The 19,587-nt window shown below is 66.1% G+C and carries 16 protein-coding genes and 1 pseudogene; 10 read left to right on the forward strand and 7 right to left on the reverse strand.

Features of this window, described 5'->3' with window-relative positions; genetic code table 11:
- Positions 1-60: 60 nt before the first annotated feature.
- The 3 genes from P5W98_RS11555 to P5W98_RS11565 all read left to right on the forward strand — a co-directional run bounded on the left by P5W98_RS11555 (position 61) and on the right by P5W98_RS11565 (position 2,609).
- Positions 61-978, forward strand: coding sequence for a LysR family transcriptional regulator (locus P5W98_RS11555; protein WP_421024646.1), 918 nt, complete (start codon positions 61-63; stop codon positions 976-978).
- A 178-nt stretch (positions 979-1,156) separates the two neighbouring features.
- Positions 1,157-1,531: a hypothetical protein gene (locus tag P5W98_RS11560; protein ID WP_421024647.1), complete on the forward strand. Its 375-nt coding sequence runs from the start codon at positions 1,157-1,159 to the stop codon at positions 1,529-1,531.
- A gap of 265 nt (positions 1,532-1,796) precedes the next feature.
- Positions 1,797-2,609, forward strand: coding sequence for a mechanosensitive ion channel family protein (locus P5W98_RS11565; protein ID WP_421024648.1), 813 nt, complete (start codon positions 1,797-1,799; stop codon positions 2,607-2,609).
- Positions 2,610-2,735: 126 nt separating this feature from the next.
- Here the strand turns inward: P5W98_RS11565 and P5W98_RS11570 are convergent, their stop codons facing one another.
- Positions 2,736-3,428, reverse strand: a complete 693-nt coding sequence (locus P5W98_RS11570; RefSeq protein WP_421024649.1) for a DedA family protein — start codon at positions 3,426-3,428, stop codon at positions 2,736-2,738.
- Between the two features lie 244 nt (positions 3,429-3,672).
- Between P5W98_RS11570 and mutL the strand changes: the two genes are divergently transcribed.
- The 6 genes from mutL to P5W98_RS11600 all read left to right on the forward strand — a co-directional run bounded on the left by mutL (position 3,673) and on the right by P5W98_RS11600 (position 11,743).
- Positions 3,673-5,943, forward strand: coding sequence for a DNA mismatch repair endonuclease MutL (gene mutL, locus P5W98_RS11575; RefSeq protein WP_421024650.1), 2,271 nt, complete (start codon positions 3,673-3,675; stop codon positions 5,941-5,943).
- A 10-nt stretch (positions 5,944-5,953) separates the two neighbouring features.
- Positions 5,954-6,955: a tRNA (adenosine(37)-N6)-dimethylallyltransferase MiaA gene (gene miaA, locus P5W98_RS11580; protein WP_421024651.1), complete on the forward strand. Its 1,002-nt coding sequence runs from the start codon at positions 5,954-5,956 to the stop codon at positions 6,953-6,955.
- Between the two features lie 281 nt (positions 6,956-7,236).
- Entirely contained in the window at positions 7,237-8,655 is a 1,419-nt protein-coding gene (gene dalD, locus P5W98_RS11585) for a D-arabinitol 4-dehydrogenase (protein ID WP_421042808.1), read from the forward strand.
- 93 nt (positions 8,656-8,748) lie between these two features.
- On the forward strand, positions 8,749-10,230 hold the full coding sequence (gene xylB / locus P5W98_RS11590; protein WP_421024653.1) for a xylulokinase: 1,482 nt from the start codon (positions 8,749-8,751) through the stop codon (positions 10,228-10,230).
- 85 nt (positions 10,231-10,315) lie between these two features.
- Entirely contained in the window at positions 10,316-11,269 is a 954-nt protein-coding gene (locus P5W98_RS11595) for a sugar-binding transcriptional regulator (RefSeq protein WP_421024654.1), read from the forward strand.
- 18 nt (positions 11,270-11,287) lie between these two features.
- Positions 11,288-11,743 (forward strand): DUF6402 family protein, encoded by a 456-nt coding sequence (locus P5W98_RS11600; protein ID WP_421024655.1) that lies wholly within the window; start codon positions 11,288-11,290, stop codon positions 11,741-11,743.
- Between the two features lie 338 nt (positions 11,744-12,081).
- On the opposite strand, the gene P5W98_RS11605 is transcribed toward P5W98_RS11600, so the two are convergent.
- The 6 genes and pseudogenes from P5W98_RS11605 to P5W98_RS11630 form a co-directional block, all read right to left on the reverse strand.
- Positions 12,082-13,200 carry an ABC transporter ATP-binding protein gene (locus P5W98_RS11605; protein WP_421024656.1) on the reverse strand — a complete coding sequence of 373 codons (1,119 nt, stop codon included), beginning with the start codon at positions 13,198-13,200 and terminating at the stop codon, positions 12,082-12,084.
- A 60-nt stretch (positions 13,201-13,260) separates the two neighbouring features.
- Positions 13,261-13,947 (reverse strand): HAD family hydrolase, encoded by a 687-nt coding sequence (locus P5W98_RS11610; RefSeq protein WP_421024657.1) that lies wholly within the window; start codon positions 13,945-13,947, stop codon positions 13,261-13,263.
- 58 nt (positions 13,948-14,005) lie between these two features.
- Entirely contained in the window at positions 14,006-14,884 is an 879-nt protein-coding gene (locus P5W98_RS11615; protein ID WP_421024658.1) for a carbohydrate ABC transporter permease, read from the reverse strand.
- Positions 14,881-15,738 (reverse strand): annotated as a pseudogene (locus tag P5W98_RS11620) (carbohydrate ABC transporter permease); the annotation flags it as partial. The pseudogene P5W98_RS11620 and the gene P5W98_RS11615, both read right to left, overlap by 4 nt.
- Before the next feature lie 233 nt (positions 15,739-15,971).
- Positions 15,972-17,306, reverse strand: coding sequence for an ABC transporter substrate-binding protein (locus P5W98_RS11625; protein ID WP_421024659.1), 1,335 nt, complete (start codon positions 17,304-17,306; stop codon positions 15,972-15,974).
- A gap of 90 nt (positions 17,307-17,396) precedes the next feature.
- Positions 17,397-18,200 (reverse strand): L-iditol 2-dehydrogenase, encoded by an 804-nt coding sequence (locus P5W98_RS11630; RefSeq protein WP_421024660.1) that lies wholly within the window; start codon positions 18,198-18,200, stop codon positions 17,397-17,399.
- Positions 18,201-18,663: 463 nt separating this feature from the next.
- Here P5W98_RS11630 and P5W98_RS11635 point away from each other — a divergent pair, with 463 nt between their 5' ends.
- On the forward strand, positions 18,664-19,554 hold the full coding sequence (locus P5W98_RS11635; RefSeq protein WP_421025261.1) for a metal ABC transporter solute-binding protein: 891 nt from the start codon (positions 18,664-18,666) through the stop codon (positions 19,552-19,554).
- Positions 19,555-19,587 lie beyond the last annotated feature (33 nt).

The raw sequence follows: 19,587 nt of genomic DNA on the forward strand, positions 1-19,587 counted from the left end.
CAATCGTCTAAAATGGATCGTTACCATCCATTTTCTTGATAGGTCGATCCTGGAGCGCCCATGGACCGTTCGCCGAGTCTCGAACAACTGCGCGCGCTGATTGCCGTGGCGGAAACCGGCAGCTTTTCGGCGGCGGCGCGTCAGCTCAACCGCGCGCAGTCGGTGGTGAGCTACACGATCGCCAATCTGGAGGCGCTGCTGGGCGTCGCCCTGTTCGTGCGCGGCAAGCGCAAGCCCGAACTCACGGCCGCGGGGCGGGCGATTCTCGCCGATGCGCGCCGTCTCGATCTGCTGATGGGTCAGCTTAACGCCAAGGCGGCCGGCCTGCAGCGCGGGCTCGAAGGCGAGGTTTCGGTGGCCGTGGACGTGATGTTTCCATCGCCTCGGCTCGTGGAGGCCTTGCAGGCGTTCGCGCTGGCCTTTCCGACCGTGGCGCTGAACCTCACCATGGAGGCGCTCGGCGGCGTGCTCAAGCTCGTGCTCGACGGCGATTGTGCCATCGGCATCAGCGGGCCGAACCAGAACTGGCCTCACGTGATCGAGGCGCGCGCAATAGGCTCCGTCGAGCTCGTGCTGGTGGCGGCACCGATTCATCCACTCGCGCAGGCCACACAGCCCGTGCGGATCTCCGACGCGCGCGAGCACACCCAGCTCGTGCTGACCGACCGCAGCCGGCTCACGCTCGGCCAGACTTTCGGCGTCTACAGCAACCGCGCGTGGAAGCTAGGCGACCTGGGCGCGAAGCACCGCCTGTTGCTCGCGGGGCTGGGCTGGGGGTCGATGCCGCGCCATCTCGTCGAGGCCGATCTCGAAGCGGGGCGTCTCGTGCGCATCACGCTCGCGGATCGCGGCTCGGTGAACTACAACATCTCGCTGATCCACCGCACGGACGCCGCCACCGGACCCGCCTGCCAGTGGCTCAGCCACTATCTCGCGAGCGGCACGCCGCCCGGCACGCTGGTCGCCGACGCGTACTGAACGCGCTTCGGCCGCTTGAGCCCCTGTGCCACGGCCCCTGAGTTTCGCACCCCGTTGCGCCGATACAACCCTCGCGCGGCGCCCATTTTTCGAGAAACATCGTCGTGCCATGATCGCGCCGCTTGCGAGCCGTCGACCAGGACTTCGGCCGCTTTTTGTGCGTTGTCCGGTACGTCTCATGTACATCTTCGTCTGCTGCCTGCTCTCCAATCTCGCCCTGCTCGCCGCCGTGCAACTGGCATGCGCGATCGCCCGCGCCGTGCGCCCTGAACTGCACCTGCGCGGCACGCGCGTGTTCATCGGCATCATCGCCATTGCGTTCGTGTTCGACGCCGCGCTCACGTTTCTCGTGTTCGCCGATGCGGGCGGCCCGTGGCGCGCCCAAAAGCCGGCCGAAACGTTCGTTGCGCGCGCAGCCGCCTATCTGCTCGCGATCGTGCTGGCGTTCGTCCTTGCGCGCGTCTGGCGCCGGCGCAGCGCACGGCGCAAAGCGCCGCCTGGCGCGCTCGTGATCGAAACGTCGCCGTACAGCAAGTCAACGCTGCCGATGTAAGCACGCCGTCACGCCCAGACTTTCTACTTCTTGCCGGGCGATCATGCATTGCGCATGAACCGGAACTAGCGCAGCATCACGCCCCTCCCCCGCTGCCTGGTGTCAACCCTCAGCGCCCCGGGCACGTTCGGTGCACGCTCTCGCCGCTTGGCCTATAAATGCACCTGCGCAAGTGCGACAAAGCGCCGCAACTCAGCGCGGGGCCATTAGCGCCTCTTTTTCCTGGCTCAATAACCATATCAACAACGTCTCAAGCGAGGACATCTTGGATCTCGAAACCATTCGCACATTCGTCATGACCCGCGGCATCGACTTCGGGACCAAGGTCGTCGCGGCGATCGTTCTGTGGATCATCGGGCGCTGGGTCATCCACCTGATCACCGGCTTGCTGCGCCGCGTGCTCTCGCGCAACCAGCGCGTCGATCCCACGCTCGCGCATTACCTCGGCTCCATCCTCGGCGGCTTGCTGAACCTGCTTCTGGTCCTCGCGATTCTCCAGGTGTTCGGAGTGCAGACTACTTCGTTCGCGGCGCTGCTCGCGGGCCTCGGCCTCGCCATCGGCACGGCCTGGGGCGGCCTGCTTGCGCACTTCGCGGCGGGCGTCTTCATGCAGGTGCTGCGCCCGTTCAAGGTCGGCGACTTCGTGACGGCCGGCGGCGTGACGGGCACCGTAAAGGAACTCGGCATCTTCGGCACGACCATCATCTCGCCGGACAACGTCGTGAACATCGTCGGCAACAACAAGATCTTTTCGGACACCATCTCGAACTTCAGCGCCACGCCGGTGCGCCGTGTCGAGCTCACCGCGAAGATCGCCAACGGCGTCGACCCCGTCGATGCCGCCAACCGGCTGCGCACCGTGATCGCGGCAATTCCCAACGTCGCGCAGGATCCGGCGCCTGACGTCGAGGTGCTGTCGTTCACGCCCGAAGGTCCGCTCCTGTGCGTGCGGCCTTATACGAACAACGACCACTACTGGCAGGTGTACTTCGACACCAACCGCGCGATTGTCGAGGCCTTCCGGGGCGCGGGCTATCCGACGCCGGAAACGCCGTCGATCATTCGCCACGTGGGTTAAGCGCACCGCGCCACGGCGCGCAAGAACAAACGGCATCGTCCTCGCGGGCGATGCCGTTTTTTGTTGGAGGGGCGGCCGCCGGGCCACCGTCACGCTCGACCGCGCTGCGCCGACGCGCCGCCGCGGTTAGTTGCGGTTGCCGTTCGGCCCGCGCATGGCGCTGTCGCGCCCGCTCTTGCGCATCATCTTCCACAGCCCGCCGATAAGAACCGGCACGATGGCCGCGCCAATGCCCACGAGCACGATCACGTTCAGATACTGGCGAATGAACGGAATGTTGCCGAAGAAGAAGCCGAGCAGCACGAGCAGCAGCACCCAGAACAGCGCCCCCGCAATGTTGAAGAACTGGAAGCGTCGCATGCTCATCTGCGAGACGCCCGCGACGAACGGCGCGAAGGTGCGCACGACCGGAATGAAGCGAGCGAGCACGATGGTCTTGCCGCCGTGGCGTTCGTAGAAGTCGTGGGTCTTTTGCAGTGCCGCGCGATCGAGAAAACGTTCGAGCACGGGAATGCGCGTATTGAACACCTTCGGACCGATGGCATGGCCGATCAGATAGTTGACCGTGTTGCCGGAGACCGCCGCCACGACCAGCAAGACAATCAGCAGGCCGAGGTTCATCTCGTGCGAGGCCGCGAACGCGCCGCCGATGAACAGCAGCGAATCGCCGGGCAGGAATGGCAGCACCACAAGCCCGGTTTCGCAAAACACGATCAGGAACAGAACCGCATAAACCCAGGCGCCATACTGGTGGATGAAGTCCCCTAGAAACTGGTCAATGTGCAGGACCAAAGTGGCGAAATGCAGCAGCGTATCCAAATGTATCCCTTATTGGTCGAGGCCCGGTGCCCTTCGAGGCGCGCGAAGCCGGTGTTGCGCGAGAAGCAAAATTGACCGCGCCATGATACCGAAAGTGCCCCTCGTCACGAAAAATTCCCGCGAAAATCCGCAAAAATCCATCGAAAGTGCCCCGAAAGCGTCTCGAACGTCGCCAAAACCGGGCCCGTAGGCGCACGCTGGGGCAGCCCGGGGAGGCCCGCGCCGAATCGCTATAATTGCGCGCATGTCTTCGAATTCCGATCTTGCCGGCGCTGGCGCAATTCCCGGCAGTGCACCAGACGGTGCATCCGTCAATGCGCCCGACTCCGCCGATGGCGCAGCCGCGCATGCGACCGCAGCCGCCACCGCAACTGCTGCAGCGGCGGACCCCGCACACACCTCGCGCGCCGCGCAGCCCGCACGCGCGATCCAGGCGCTACCCGACCAGCTGATCAGCCAGATCGCGGCGGGCGAAGTGGTCGAGCGCCCGGCCTCGGTCGTGAAGGAACTACTCGAGAACGCGCTCGACGCGGGTGCGTCCACGCTGCGCATTCTGCTCGACGAAGGCGGCGTGAAGCGCATCTCGATCGCCGACGACGGCTGCGGCATCCCCGAAGCCGAGTTGCCGCTCGCACTGATGCGCCACGCGACCAGCAAGATCCGCTCGCTCACCGAACTCGAAAGCGTCGCGACGCTCGGGTTTCGCGGCGAAGCGCTGGCCTCGATCGCCTCGGTGGCCGAGATGTCGATCACGAGCCGCCCCGCCAGCGCCGCGCACGCGGTGAAGATCGATGCGCACACCGGCGCGCTCTCGCCCGCCGCGGGCGGCCAGGGCACCACCATCGAAGTGCGCGAGCTGTACTTCAACACGCCCGCGCGCCGCAAGTTTCTGAAGAGTGAGCAGACCGAGCTCGGCCACTGTCTCGAGATGATCCGCCGCAGCGCGCTCGCGCGGCCCGACGTGGCGATCTCGGTGCTGCACAACGGCCGCGCCGTGGAGCACTGGAACGCCAGTGATCCGGCCACGCGCGTCTCGAAGATCCTCGGCGAGACCTTCGCCACCGCGCATCTGCCGCTCGACGAGCGCGCCGGGCCGCTCGCCGTCTACGGCTGCGCGGGCCTGCCTACCGCGAGCCGCAATCGCGCCGACCAGCAATACTTCTTCGTGAACGGCCGTTTCGTGCGCGACAAGCTGCTCACGCATGCCGTGCGCGCCGCCTATGAAGATGTTCTTCACGGCGACCGCTATCCGTCGTATGTGCTGTTTCTCGACTTGCCGCCCGAAGCGGTCGACGTGAACGTGCATCCGTCGAAGATCGAGGTGCGCTTTCGCGACTCGCGCTCGATTCACCAGTTCGTGTTCCACGCGGTCCAGCGCGCGCTCGCGCGCCATGCGGGCGCATCGCCCGAAACCACGGCGGGCGGCCACGCCGCGCTAATCGAGCCGCGGCCCGCGCCGGGCGCCGGCGTGCTGGGCGGGTCAGCCGGGCTGGCTGCGGGTGGGCCGGGCAACGCCGGCGGCATTGGCGCGACCGGCGCTGCCGGCGCGCCGCCCGCGGGCTTCGGCGCGCCTCGCAAGTTCGGCACGGCCAGCGTCGCGAGCAGCTTCGGCGGCGCTGGAAGCGGCTTCTCCGGTGGCGCCGGAGGCCGCGCTTCGGGGTTCGGTTCTGGCGGCTCCAGCGGTTCAAGCGGTTCAAGCGGCAGCTCGGGCGGTGGCCCCGGCGCCAGCGCCAACACCTGGCTGCGCCAGTCGCGCATGACGCAAGGCAGCCTGCCCGTCGCGCAGCCGCTCGCGCTCTACGACGCCCTGTTCGGCCGCAAGGACGTCGGCGCCGGCACGGCACAAGGCGCGACCTTGCCGCAGACTGGCCAGGCGGCGGACGCGTCCTTCGCCACCCAAGGCTCCCAGCCCGCCTTCGACGCCCGCGACGACCATCCGCTCGGCTTCGCCCTCGGTCAGGTGCACGGCATCTACGTGCTCGCGCAAAACGCGCGCGGCCTCGTGATCGTCGACATGCACGCCGCGCATGAACGCATTCTCTACGAGCAGTTCAAGCAGGCGCTCGCCGAGCGCTCGCTCGCGGTCCAGCCGCTGCTGATCCCTGTCTCCATGACAGCCGACCCGGTGGAAACCGGCACCGTCGAGGAAGAAAAAGCCACGCTCGAAGCGCTCGGCTTCGATCTCGCCGTGCTCTCGCCCACGTCGATCGCCATTCGTGCGGTGCCCGCGCTCCTGAAGGACGCGGACCTGCAAGCCCTCGCGCGCGCGGTGCTCGCCGATCTGCACGCCTATGGCGGCTCGCGCGTGCTGACCGAGCGCCAGCACGAGATGCTCGGCACGCTCGCCTGCCACCACGCGGTGCGCGCGAACCGGCGCCTCACGCTCGACGAGATGAACGCGCTCCTGCGCCAGATGGAAGCCACCGAGCGCGCCGACCAGTGCAATCACGGCCGGCCCACGTGGTATCAGCTCACGCTCGCCGATCTCGACCGGCTCTTCATGCGCGGCCAGTGAAGCGACACTCATGAAGCCATCCAGCGAAGCACTGCCCATCGCGTGTCTGCTCGGGCCCACGGCCTCGGGCAAGACGGCGGCCGCGCTCACGTATGCCTCGCAGCAGGCAAAGGCAGCCAACGCGACCCAAGCTCGCACGGTCGAGATCGTCAGCGTCGATTCGGCGCTCGTGTATCGCGGCATGGACATCGGCACGGCCAAGCCCAGCGCTGAGGAGCGCGCGGCGGCCGCGCATCACCTGATCGACATCGTCGATCCCGCCGAGGCGTACTCCGCCGCCAACTTTCGCGCCGATGCGCTGCGCGTGACCGGCGAAATCGTCGCGCGCGGCAACATTCCCTTGCTCGTGGGCGGCACGATGCTCTACTACAAGGCGCTCACGCAAGGACTCAACGATCTGCCCGGCGCGGACCCCGCCGTGCGCGCGCAACTCGACGCCGAAGCCGCGCGCGATGGCTGGCCCGCGCTTCACGCGCGTCTGGCACAAGTCGATCCGGCCACGGCCGCGCGCCTCGCGCCCAACGACTCGCAGCGCATCCAGCGCGCGCTCGAAATCTTCATGCTCGCGGGCCAGCCGATGTCGGCGCTGCTCGCCGCGCCGTGCACGAACGCCACGCGCGAGGATGAAGCGGCGCGCTACCGTTTCGTGCCGATTGCGCTCGAGCCGTCGGATCGCGGCGTGCTGCACCGGCGCATCGAGCAGCGCTTCGACGCCATGCTCGCCGCCGGCTTTATCGACGAGGTGAAGGCGCTGCGCGCGCGTGGCGATCTCGATCCGAACCTGCCTTCGATGCGCTGCGTGGGCTATCGCCAGGCCTGGGAATACCTCGACGGCACGATCGACTACGTCACGATGCGCGACAAGGGCGTGTTCGCCACGCGCCAGCTCTGCAAGCGCCAGCTCACGTGGTTGCGCGCGATGCCCGAGCGCATCGTCGTCGACTGCTGCGCCGCCAATGCGACCGCTCAGGCCGTCGCCGCCATCTCGGCGGTGACGCACGCGCAGGACTGAGCCCACGAACGCGGGCGCCGCGCCTGCCCGCGCTCTTCAGGGGCCGCGCCGCGTTTGTGCATCACAACATTGTCGCCGCACATTTTCTCCCGCTACCCCTGTGCACGCGCCTGTGCGCCAAAAGCACCCGCAGCACGCCGATAAAAACCCGCAGAAGCCGTCTTGACTTTCGCACGACCGGATACGATCATTCGTTCATCAATAGATCAATTGCTCGATATCACCGGGCAGCGCATGGACGCGCACAGGGCGCGCATGACGCTATCTGAGGAGACACACAGATGGACAGCGAACGCAGCAACGCGAACGTGATCCTGCACATTGGCGCCGGGTCGTTTCATCGCGCGCATCAGGCGTGGTATCTGCATCGCGCGAATCTCGCGCGCAAGCCGGACGAGCCGGTCTGGTCCCTAGCCGTCGGCAACATCCGCGCTGACATGAACGCCGTCATGGATGCGCTCGCCGCGCAGCACGGCGTCTACACGCTCGAAACGGTCACGCCACAGGGCGAGCGCGCCTATGAGACGATCCGCTCGATCACGCGCGTGCTGCCATGGTCTGCCGACCTGGTGGCGTTGATCGAGGCGGGCGCGGATCCCGCGTGCAGGATCATCGCCTTCACGGTGACCGAGGGCGGCTATTACCTCGACGAGCACGACCGCCTCGACACCGCGAATCCCGATCTCGCCGCCGATCTCAACGGCGCGCGCAGCACGATCTACGGCGCGCTGGCTGCGATTCTCGAAGCGCGCATGACGCGCGGCGGGGCGCATGGCAACAGCGCGGTCACGCTCCAGACCTGCGATAACCTGCGCAGCAACGGCAAGCGCTTTCACGCGGGCATGCGCGAATTCCTCGCGCTGCGCGGCGCAATGGCGCTGCGCGACTGGTTCGATGGCCACACCGCCAGCCCCGATTCGATGGTCGACCGCATCACGCCGCGCCCCACGCCCGACGTGCGCGAACGCGTGAAGGCCGCGACCGGCATCGACGACGCCTGCCCCGTGATGGGCGAGGCCTTCATCCAATGGGTGATCGAGGATCACTTTTGTGCGGGGCGCCCCGCGTGGGAGCGCGCGGGCGCGGAGCTGGTCGAATCGGTGATGCCGTACGAAGAGGCCAAGATCCGCATCCTCAACGCGACGCATAGCTGCATCGCGTGGGCGGGCACGCTCGTCGGGCTCGACTACATACACGAAGGCACGAACGACGCGGACATCCGCACTTTCGCGCGCGAGTACGTGAGCGAGGACGTGATCCCCTGCCTCACGCCCAGCCCGCTCGATCTCGCGAAGTACCGCGACGTCGTGCTCGAGCGCTTCAGCAATCCGTACATCCAGGACACGAATCAGCGCGTGGCCGCCGATGGATTTTCGAAGATTCCTGGCTTCATCGCGCCAACCATCGCGCAGCGCGTCGCGGCTGGCGCCGTGCCGGCCGCCACGGCCATCCTGCCCGCGCTGTTCCTGCGCTTCCTGCAGCGCTGGAGCAAAGGCACGCTGCCGTACGCGTACCAGGACGGCGTGATGGACGGCCAGGCCGTGACGAAAATGTTCGAAGCAAGCGACCCGCTCGCCATGTTCTGCGCCGACAAGCTGCTCTGGGGCAGCCTCGCAGGCAGCGCGCCGCTCGAAAGCGCCCTGCGCGACGCGCTCGCGCGCGTGGATGCATGGCTCGCAAAGCGCGGATGCAGCGTCTGAGCATGCACCGCGCCCCTGGGTCGGCGCGCATGGCGCAGCCCGGCGCGCGCGGCTAAAGTAGCTCCTCCACTCTCACGACTTTCGCGCGCGCCCATGTATCTCGGCATCGACCTCGGCACCTCCGAAGTAAAAGTCCTGCTGCTCGCCCCCGACAGCCGCGTGATCGGCACCGCGGGCTCGCCGTTCACGATATCGCGCCCACAACCGCGCTGGGCCGAACAGGACCCCGCCGACTGGTGGGACGGCACGCGCCGCGCGCTCGCCGCGCTGCGCGAGAAGCATCCGCGCGAATTCGCCGAGGTGCGCGGCATCGGCCTCTCGGGGCAGATGCACGGCGCGGTGCTGCTCGATGAAGACGACACCGTGCTGCGTCCCGCGATCCTCTGGAACGACATGCGTGCCGTCGACGAATGCGCCGAGCTCACCGCGCGCGCACCGCAACTGCATCGCGTGGCCGGCAATCTGGCGATGCCGGGCTTCACCGCGCCCAAGCTGCTGTGGGTCGCGCGCCACGAGCCCGAACACTTTCGCAGGATGGCCTGCGTGCTGCTGCCCAAGGACTGGCTGCGCCTGAAGCTCACGGGCGGCAAGGTCTCCGATCCTTCCGATGCGGCGGGCACGTTATGGCTCGATGTCGCGAAACGCGACTGGTCCGACGCGCTCCTCGACGCCTGCAACATGACACGTGCGCAGATGCCCGCGCTCGCCGAAGGCAGCGCGCCTTCGGGCACGCTGCTGCCGGCGGTCGCGCGCGAGTTCGGCCTGCGCGAGGACGTGGTGGTCGCGGCCGGTGGCGGCGACAACGCCACGAGCGCGATCGGCATCGGCGCCGTGCAGCCCGGCGACGGCTTCGTCTCGCTCGGCACCTCGGGCGTGCTGTGCGTGATCGGCGATCGTTTCCGGCCGAATCCGGCCTCGGCCGTGCATGCGTTCTGCCACGCGATTCCCGAGCGCTGGCATCAGATGAGCGTCGTGCTCTCGGCAGCCAGCTGCCTGCGCTGGGTCTGCAAGCTCACCAGCACCGACGAGCCCACGCTGCTCGCCGAAGTCGAGCGTCTCGCGCCGTCAACGCTTGCGCAAGCGCCGCTCTTTTTGCCCTATCTCTCGGGAGAGCGCACGCCGCACAACGACCCCTATGCACAGGGCGTGTTCTTCGGGATGACGCACGCGACCGACCGCGCGCTGCTCGGCTATGCCGTGCTCGAAGGCGTGACGCTCGCGCTCACCGACGGCCTCGACGCCCTGCGCGCGGCGGGCACCGAAGTCGGCGCGCTCTCGATGCTCGGCGGCGGCGCACGCAGCGCCTGGTGGGCACAACTTGCGGCCGACGCATTCGACACCCCCACGCGCCAGCACGGCGGTGGCGAAACGGGCGCGGCGCTGGGCGCGGCGCGCCTCGGCTGGCTGGCGGCGGGCGGCGCATTCGACGAGGTGCTGGCGAAGGCACCCGTGGCCGCCGAATACACGCCCGACGCGGCGCGCCACGCGGCGCTGCGCGAGCGGCTCGAAGCGTATCGCTCGCTGTATCGGCACGTGCGGCCTCTGTTCGATCCCGCGCGAGAAAGGCTCGCCTGAGCGCACCGAAGGTTTCCAGTACACTCCGCCTCGCACCAGACAACCCGCTCACGCATTCGCCGCGAAGCCCACTCCGATCAACACCGTGCCCAAGTCCACAGAAAAACTCGATCTCGCCACTCGCGCCGCCTGGCTCTACTACGTGGCCGGCAACACCCAGAACGAGATCGCCGAAAAGCTCCAGGTGTCGCGCCCGGTTGCACAGCGCCTCGTCGCGTTCGCGGTCGAGAAGAATCTGATTCGCGTGCGCGTCGATCATCGGCTGGCCGACTGCCTCGCGCTCGCGGACCGGCTCATGAAGCGCTACGGCCTCGCAATGTGCGAAGTCGTGCCCGTGGACGGCGACACCCAGGAAGCCATCGACCGCAAGCTCGCGGTAGCCGGCGCGCAGGTCATGGAGCGCTATCTGGGCGAGGAGCGGCCGATGGTCGTGGCGGTGAGCAGCGGGCGAACGCTCAAGGCCGCCGTCGATCAGATCGCGCAGCTCGAGCGGCCGCAGCACCGCCTCGTCTCGATGGTGGGCGCGATCGCGCAGGACGGTTCGTCGAACCGCTACGACGTGGCGCTGCATATCTCCGAGAAAACCGGCGGCAAGCATTTTCTGCTGCCAGCGCCGCTCATCGCCGACAACGAGGCGGAGCGCGCGCAATGGTGCAATCACCGGCTCTACCGCATCGTCGAGTCGCTATCGGGCGAGGCCGATGTGGCGTTCGTCGGCATCGGCAATATCGGCGAGCATTGCCCGCTGCATGAGGATGGCTTCCTCACCACCGACGAAGTGCACGAATTGATGCGCCTGGGGGCGATTGCGGAAATGCTCGGCCTGCCGATCGATGCGCGCGGCAAGCGCGTGGATTCGCCCACCGGACGGCGCGTGACGAGCCTGCATCTGGATGCGCCGCCCAAGCGCCCCACCATCGGCTTCGCAGGCGGCGCGCGCAAGCGCGAGGCGGTGATCGCGGTGCTCAAGGGCGGCTGGCTCTCGGGGCTCGTGACCGATGAGGAATGCGCGCGGGCAGCGTTGGCGGATGGGGACTGAGCGTATCGAAGCCTTTCCATGCGCCATGGCGCGATGGTACTTGCACCGATGATCACAGCGGACTTCTTTTATGAGATGAACTCGTTCTTGCTCCTTATAGCATCGAAAGATAGCTACGACTTTACCGACAAGCCCGGCGACGTTTCGCAGTATCTCGGTCACTGGAGTAGCAAGGGCGTCATCGTCGTTCCCTATGATGGCCTCGTGGGCCAGCTCAATGCCCCGTCCCTGTATCTACCCTATCCAGTCGCGCGCGGCGACATGAGGGTAAAGGGGAATGTCTATTACCCGGTGCACAATAAGGATTTGCGGCAGTGGGCCATGAAGCACCAAAGGGGGGGGGCGATTTCATCATTTTCTCCGACCGCAAACGTGTTCGACTACGTGAACCGATCCGGATCAAGCTATGAAAAAGATCGCCATCGCGTCAGCCTGCTTCTACTCTACGCATCGTTCAGACTCCAGCGCGTATGACTGCGTTCGCCGCGCGTCCCCTGATGGAATGGTGGCAACCCGAAATATGTCGGCCGTGTCTACGATACCTCTGGAAAGCTGATCCTTCGAAGATCGTTCCATACACCCTCCCCAGAGATAACCTGGGCAGGCAGCCACCTTCTGTTTTCGAGCGGCGGAGGTGACGACGATTTTGTAGTCTTCCCGCTCTCACTCTATGACCGCATCAATGCTGCCTACTGGCGGTTGGCCCTGGCACAAAAAAACCCGCTCGAAAGCGGGCATACAAGGCCTTGATTCAGGCCCCCTCTGCGACAATCATCACGGCGCCGCCTCGCTCCCGAAACGGCGCCTGTCTCTCAAGCCGCCATCTGCTGCGCGAAGCGGCGCTCGAACGCCATGCCGTCGGCATCGAACAGGTGGCAATGATCGGGCGACGCACCCAGCTTCATCACCTCGCCGCGCTCGTGTTGCTCCAGCGGCGGAATGCGCGCAATCAGGCCATCCGGGGCAACGGGCGACTCCGCATAGAGATACGCCGCATCGCCGAGCGACTCCACCGTATTGGCCTTCGCACTCACGCCGTATTCGCCCGTGGCGACATGCATATGCTCGGGGCGGATGCCCACCGTCACCTTGTCGCCTTCGCGCGCGCCTGATGCCGTATTCGGCTCCGCCGCCACCTTCTGCGTCTCGCCCGTTTCGTAGCGCACGACGACCCCGTCGCTCGCGACCTGCTGCACGACGCCATCGAGAAAATTCATCTTCGGCGAGCCGATGAAGCCCGCCACGAAGCGGTTCGCCGGCGCATGATAGAGACGGTTCGGACTCCCCACTTGCTCCACGTTGCCCGCCGAAAGTACGACGATCTTGTCCGCGAGCGTCATCGCCTCGACCTGGTCGTGCGTCACGTAGATCATCGTCGTTTTCAGCTCGTCGTGCAGGCGCGCGAACTCGAGGCGCATCTTCACGCGCAGCGCGGCGTCGAGATTCGAGAGCGGCTCGTCGAACAGGAACACCTTGGGCTTGCGCGTGATCGCGCGCCCGATCGCCACGCGCTGGCGCTGGCCGCCGGATAGCTGCTTGGGCTTGCGGTCGAGCAGATGGTCGATATGGAGGATCTTCGCGGCGTTCCTCACCGCCGCATCGATCTCGGCCTTCTTCGTGCCCGCGAGCTTGAGCCCGAACGCCATGTTGTCGTAGAGCGTCATGTGCGGATAGAGCGCGTACGACTGGAATACCATCGCGATGCCGCGCTTGGCCGGCGGCACGTCGTTCATGCGCGCGCCGTCGATCATCAGGTCGCCGCCGCTGATGTCTTCGAGTCCCGCGATCATCCGCATGAGCGTGGTCTTGCCGCAGCCGCTCGGGCCCACGAACACGACGAACTCACCGTCTGCGATATCGAGGTTCACGTCACGCAGCACTTCCGTTTCGTCGTAGCGCTTGAGTACGTCTCTCAGTGTCACGCTTGCCATGATGTCTGTCTCCGTTCGATCATGAATCGTCTCGCTGCGAAATTTGCCCGCAAGCTGCGCTCAGTGCGCGCGAGCATCCGCCCTCTGTATCCAGTCCGCCACGAGCGCGGGCAACGCGCGCATGTCGTCGAAAATCTCCTGCGCGCCCACTTCGCGCAATTCGAGCGCGTGCGCGTCGCCGCCCACATGCGCGCCGCCCACGAAGCCGAGCACCGTCATGCCCGCCGCGCGCGCCGCGCTCACGCCCGCCACGCTGTCCTCCACCACGAGGCATCCATCGGGCGCCAGGCCCAACCCCTGCGCCGCCGCGAGATAAACGTCCGGCGCGGGCTTCGGCCTTGCCACCATGTCGGCGCAATAGATGCGCTCGCCAAAAAAACACGCGAGGCCGTTGCGCTCCAGCACGCGGCGCACCACCGCCGCGTAACTGTTGCTCGCGCAGGCCTTGGCAAGCGCAACGGCCTCCAGTGCCGCGCTCACGCCGGGAAAGAGCGGCGCTTCGGCGGCCTCGGCTTCAGCCGCGGCGCGGATCGCGTCGACGTCCGCGGGCGTCAGCCGCCGGCCAAGCGCCTCGCTCGCGCCGCCGAGCACACGCTCGATGCGCTGCCCGAGCAGCGGCATCAGCACGGGCGCCACCGCAGCGCCTGGCCAGCGCGTTTCGAGCTCGCGCACGAGCACGCGCGCGGCCACGGCTTCGCTGTCGATCAGCACGCCGTCGCAGTCGCAGATCAGAGCCTGAATGGGCATGAGTCGAGTCCTTGTTTTGCCTGTTTGCTTCGATTGTTTGCGTCGCTTACCTGCGTCACTACTTGACCGCGCCGAACGTAAGGCCGCGCACGAGCTGCTTCTGCGAAAGCCAGCCGACGATCAGCACGGGCGCCACCGCCAGCAGCGAAGCCGCCGAGAGCTTCGCCCAGAACAAGCCCTCCGGACTCGAATACGAGGCGATGAACACGGTAAGCGGCGCCGCGTTCGAACTCGACAGATTGATGCTCCAGAATGCTTCGTTCCACGAAAGAATGATCAAAAGAAGCGCGGTGGACGCAAGCCCCGGCACCGACATCGGCATGAGCAGATAAACGATCTCCTGCCAGGTGGCCGCGCCGTCCATGCGCCCGGCCTCGAGAATGTCCTTGGGAATCTCGTTGAAGTACGTATAGGCCATCCACACCGCGATCGGCAAATTGATGAGCGTGTAGACGATCACGAGCCCGCTCACGGTGTCGAGCAGCCCGGAGTTTTTCCACAGCAGGTAGATCGGCACGAGCACACCCACCGAGGGCATCATCTTGGTGGACAGCATCCACAGCAGAATCCCCTGGGTGCGCCGGTTCGGGAAGAACGCCATCGCGTAGGCGGCCGGCACGGCAAGAATCAGGCAGACGATCGTGACGCCCGCCGAGATCAACACCGAATTCCAGGCAAACGCGAAGTAGTTGCTGCGCGCGAAGACCTCGCGGAAGCTGTCGAACGTCGGCGTGAAGAACAGCGAGGGGATATACGCTTGCTGCTCGGTCTTGAACGCCGTGATCGTCATCCAGAAGATCGGGAAGAACAGCGCGAGCGCGATGATCCACGCGAGCAACCCGGGCACCACGCGGCCGATGAACTGGAGCGGGGATGAGCGCTTGACGGCATGCGGCGACTCGGGCGCATGAACGGGCGAGGCAGTGACTTGGCTCATTTTTCGTACTCCCCTTTGAGGTTGCGCGCGAGCATGCGCACGAGGAAGAACGACACGATGTTTGCGAGCACGACGGCAAGAATGCCGCCTGCGGACGCAATGCCCACGTCGAACTGCTGCAGGCCCATCGAGTAGATCAGGTAAGTGAGGTTGGTGGTTGCGTTGCCGGGACCGCCGCTCGTGGTCGTGTAGATCTCCGCGAAAATCGAGAGCAGGAAGATGCTTTCCATCATCACCACCACGGCTATTGCGCGGCGCAGGTGCGGCAGCGTGATGTAGAAGAACATCGCGATGGCGCCCGCGCCGTCGATGCGCGCGGCCTCCTTCTGCTCCTGGTCGAGCGACTGGATCGCGGTGAAGAGAATGAGGAACGCAAACGGCAGCCATTGCCACGCCACGATCATGATGACCGCGGTGAGCGGATAGTCGGCAAACCAGTCGATCGGTGTCATGCCGAGCGCGCGCATCGCGATGGCCACGAGACCATACACGGGATGCAGGATCATGTTCTTCCAGATCAGCGCGGAAACCGTCGGCATCACGAAGAACGGCGCGATGGCAAAGAGGCGCGCCACGCCTTGCCCCAGGAACTTGCGGTCGAACAGCACCGCCATCAGCACGCCGCCGACCACGGTGATCACGAGCACTGACACGATCAATTCGACCGTGTGCAGGATCGACGGCCAGAACGACGGGTCGGTGACGAGAAACGTGTAGTTGTCGACGCCGGCGAAGCCCTTGAGATCGGGATTGAGCAGGTTGTAGCGCGTGAACGAATACCAGATCGTCATCGCGAGCGGAATCGTCATCCACAACAGCAGTGCAGCGACGGAAGGCGAAACCAGCCAGCGTGACGCCGAACGGCGCGTCTGCGCATGTTGCGGCTGGGGTACGCGCGCTCGATTGAACATGGGCATGGGAAGATGGAGATGACGCATGAGGACCACCCTTCTTTCGTTGCGCGGCGGCTCAGGGCACGACGCCGCATGGGCTTCGCGAAGGACGCTTCGTGCCGCGTGGCTCGACGCGCCCTTCGCTTCTACCGCGCTGCTGATAGCGGCGCTGACTTCTACGCCGACTTCTGCGCTTACTTCTGGTAACCGGCCTGCTTCACTGCGCGGTCGGCTGCGGCGTTGCCGGCGGCAAGCGCCTGATCGACGCTCATCTGGCCCGCCACGGCGCCCGCGATGCTCTGACCCACGACCGTTCCGAACGACTGGAACTCAGGAATCCCAACGAACTGGACTCCCGTGTACGGCACTGGTTTGGCGCTCGGGTGAGTCGGGTCGGCGCTCTGGATCGCCTTCAGCACGAAGTCCGAGAACGGCGCTGCCTGCTTGTACTGGGCGCGCTGATAAGTCGATATGCGTGTGCCCGACGGCACCGAGGCCCAGCCCTCGTCCTTCGCGACCAGCTCGATATATTGCTTCGAGGTGGACCACTCGATGAACTTCTTCGCGGCGTCCTGCGACTTCGACGATTTCGGCACCGCCAGCGCCCACGACCACAGCCAGTGCGAGCCGTTCGGCGTGACCTGGGTCGGCGCCGCCGCGAAGCCGATCTTGTCGGCCACCTGCGACTGCTGCTTGTTATAGAGGATCCCGGCTGCGACCGTGGCGTCGATCCACATGGCGCACTTGCCCGACGACATCAGCGTGAGGTTCTCGTTGAAGCCGTTCGAGCTCGCTCCCGGCGGGCCGTCCTTCTTCAGCAGATCGACGTAGAAGCCGACTGCCTTCTTCCACTCTGGCGAGGTCAGCTGCGCGTGCCATTTTTCGTCGAACCAGCGGCCACCGAAGGTGTTCGCCACCGTGGTCACGTAAGCCATGTTCTCGCCCCAGCCCGCCTTGCCGCGCAGACAGATGCCGTAGGTGCCCTTGGACGGGTCGTTCAGCTTGTCGGCGAAAGTCTTGATCTGATCGTAGGTCGGCTGCTCGGGCATCGTCAGGCCCTTCGCCGCGAACAAGTCTTTGCGGTAGTACGTCATCGAGCTTTCGACGTAGAAGGGCAGCGCGTACAGCGTGCCGTTATACGAGAGACCGTCGCGCGCCGTCTTCACCACATCGTTCAGGTCATAGTCGGCGGGCAGGTTCGTCATGGGCGCGAGCCAGCCCCGCTTGCCCCACTGCGGCGCCTCGTAGGTGCCGATCATCATCACGTCGAACTGGCCGCTATTGGTCGTGATGTCGGTCGTGGCGCGCTGGCGCAACACGTTTTCTTCGAGGATCACCCAGTTCAGCTTGATGCCCGGATTGGCCTTCTCGAAGGCCGGCGAGAGCTTCTTCAGCTCGAGCATGTCCGGGTTGTTCAACATCGCGATCGTGACGGTCTGCGCGTGCGCAGCGCCCGCCGCGGCGACGAGGGCGAGCGCGCTCGTGGCGCGCGCGAGGCGCCAGGCGGCGTGCCGTATAGCTGGTTTCATGACGTTGTCTCCTTCCTTGTTGGCTGCGTTATGTTCGAAACCGCAGGTCGTGCTGCATGAATTGAAGCCGCCGGAACACACCGGAGCCGCTCAGCTCATCCAGTTTCCGCCGTCCACATTGAGCGTCTGGGCGGTGATGTAATCGGCGTCGGCCGAAGCGAGAAAGAGCGCGGCGCCCGTGAGATCGCCGGGCACGCCCATGCGGCCGAGCGGCACTTCCTCGCCCACCAGCCGCTTCTTCTCGCCCAGTGGCCGGTTCTCGTAGCGAGCGAAGAGCGCGTCCACCTGATCCCACATCGGCGTGTCGACCACGCCCGGCGCAATGCCGTTCACGTTGATCTTGTGTGGCGCAAGCGCGAGCGCCGCCGACTGCGTGTAGCTCAGCACCGCCGCCTTGGTTGCGCAGTAGTGCGAAACGAGTGCCTCACCGCGCCGGCCCGCTTGCGACGACATGTTGATGATCTTGCCGCCCTGCCCCTGCTCGACCATGCGGCGCGCCACTGCCTGCATCAGAAAGAACATGCCCTTCACGTTCACGGCGAAGAGCCGATCGTAGATGTCCCAGGATTCGTCGAGCAGCGGGCGCATGTCGAACAGCGCCGCATTGTTGAAGAGGATGTCGATGCGGCCGAAGCGCCCGAGCGCGCCCGCGACGATGCGCTCGATGTCCTCGCGGCGCGTGACGTCAGCGGTGAGGGCGAGCACGCGTTCGGCAAACCCGGCGGCCAGCGCGGGCGCGATGGCGTCGACGGGCTTCACGTCGACCAGCACGCAACGCGCGCCCTCGTCCAGATAGCGCCGCGCGACCGCCTCGCCAATGCCGCTCGCCGCGCCGGTAAGCACAGCCACTTTGTCCTGCAAACGTCCTGCCGCCGGGTGCGCGGAATGTGCCACAGGGTTGTCTCCATTTGCGTCCGTCGAGCCGACGTGCGAACTATCGCCCGACACATGAGCATTTGCTCTGCCTGTGATCGAATGATCGGCGACGGACGCGTGCATGTCAAGGCAGACATACGCGATTCACGACAGATTTCGATGGTGCGGCGCGCAACGGGCGGCTCAGTGCGAGCGCATTTGGCGCGCCTGTCCGGTGGGACAAGGAATGGGTGCGTGGCTGGGTAGCCGTCTCGCCAACCAGTGTGATACGTTATATCATCGCGTCTTAATGAAAACTTGCATCTTCCGGTCGCGCCGCGATTCCGCCAGAACACCGCTCTAGCCACGTTCTCACGCCTCGTTCAAGGATAGGACCATGTCCTCTGTCACCTCCGCAGCCCGCATAAGCAAGCGCATCGGGCTCGCCGTGCGCCTGCCCGGCCGGCTCGCCCAGGCCGCTGCCGCGCTCAGGCGCGCCGCCATGCCGGCCGTGGCGGCATGCCTCGCGCTCGGTGCGCTGCCTGGTCCGTGCGCCGCCGCCCAAGCGGCGGACGCTCCGGGCGCGGCGCTGCCCGTCGTGACGGCGGAGAACTTCTACGGCGATGTCGTCAAGCAGATCGGCGGCGCATACGTGAGCGTGACGAGCATCCTGAGCAACCCGGACCAGGATCCCCACCTCTTCGAGGCAAGCCCGAAAACCGCGCGCGCGCTGCAGCGCGCGCGCCTCGTGGTCTACAACGGCGCCGACTACGATCCGTGGATGACCAAACTGCTCTCCGCCGCCTCCAGCAGCGGGAGCGGCCAGCGCGCGATCATCGTGGCGGCGGATCTGGTCGGCAAGAAGGCCGGCGACAATCCGCATCTCTGGTACGACCCGCGCACGATGCCCGCCGTCGCGCGCGTCGTGAGCGCCGCACTCGGCGCGGCGGATCCCGCGCACAAGAGGATGTACGATGCCAATCTTGCGGCTTTTCTCGGCTCGCTCAAGCCGATCGACGACAAGGTCGCGACGCTGCGCGCGCAGTTCAAAGGCCAGCCGGTGACGGCGACCGAGCCAGTGTTCGGCTACATGTCGGACGCCATCGGCCTCGACATGCGCAACCTGCGCTTCCAGATGGCGGCGATGAACGATACCGAGGCCAGCGCATCGGATATCGCGGCCTTCGAGCGCGACCTGCGCGAGCGCCGCGTGCGCGTGCTGGTCTACAACAGCCAGGCGACGGAAGCGCTCACGCGGCGCATGCTGGACATCGCGCAGCAAGCGAAAGTGCCGGCGCTGAGCGTGACCGAGACTCAACCCGCGGGCGTGAACTTCCAGCAATGGATGCTCGGGCAACTCGACGCGCTGGCGAAGGCCCTTGCGCAAAAGTAAGACTGTCGCCGTGACCGTGACGCTTCTGCCGTA

The sequence above is a fragment of the Paraburkholderia sp. A1BS-2L genome (genome assembly GCF_051125205.1).
Lineage (GTDB): Bacteria > Pseudomonadota > Gammaproteobacteria > Burkholderiales > Burkholderiaceae > Paraburkholderia.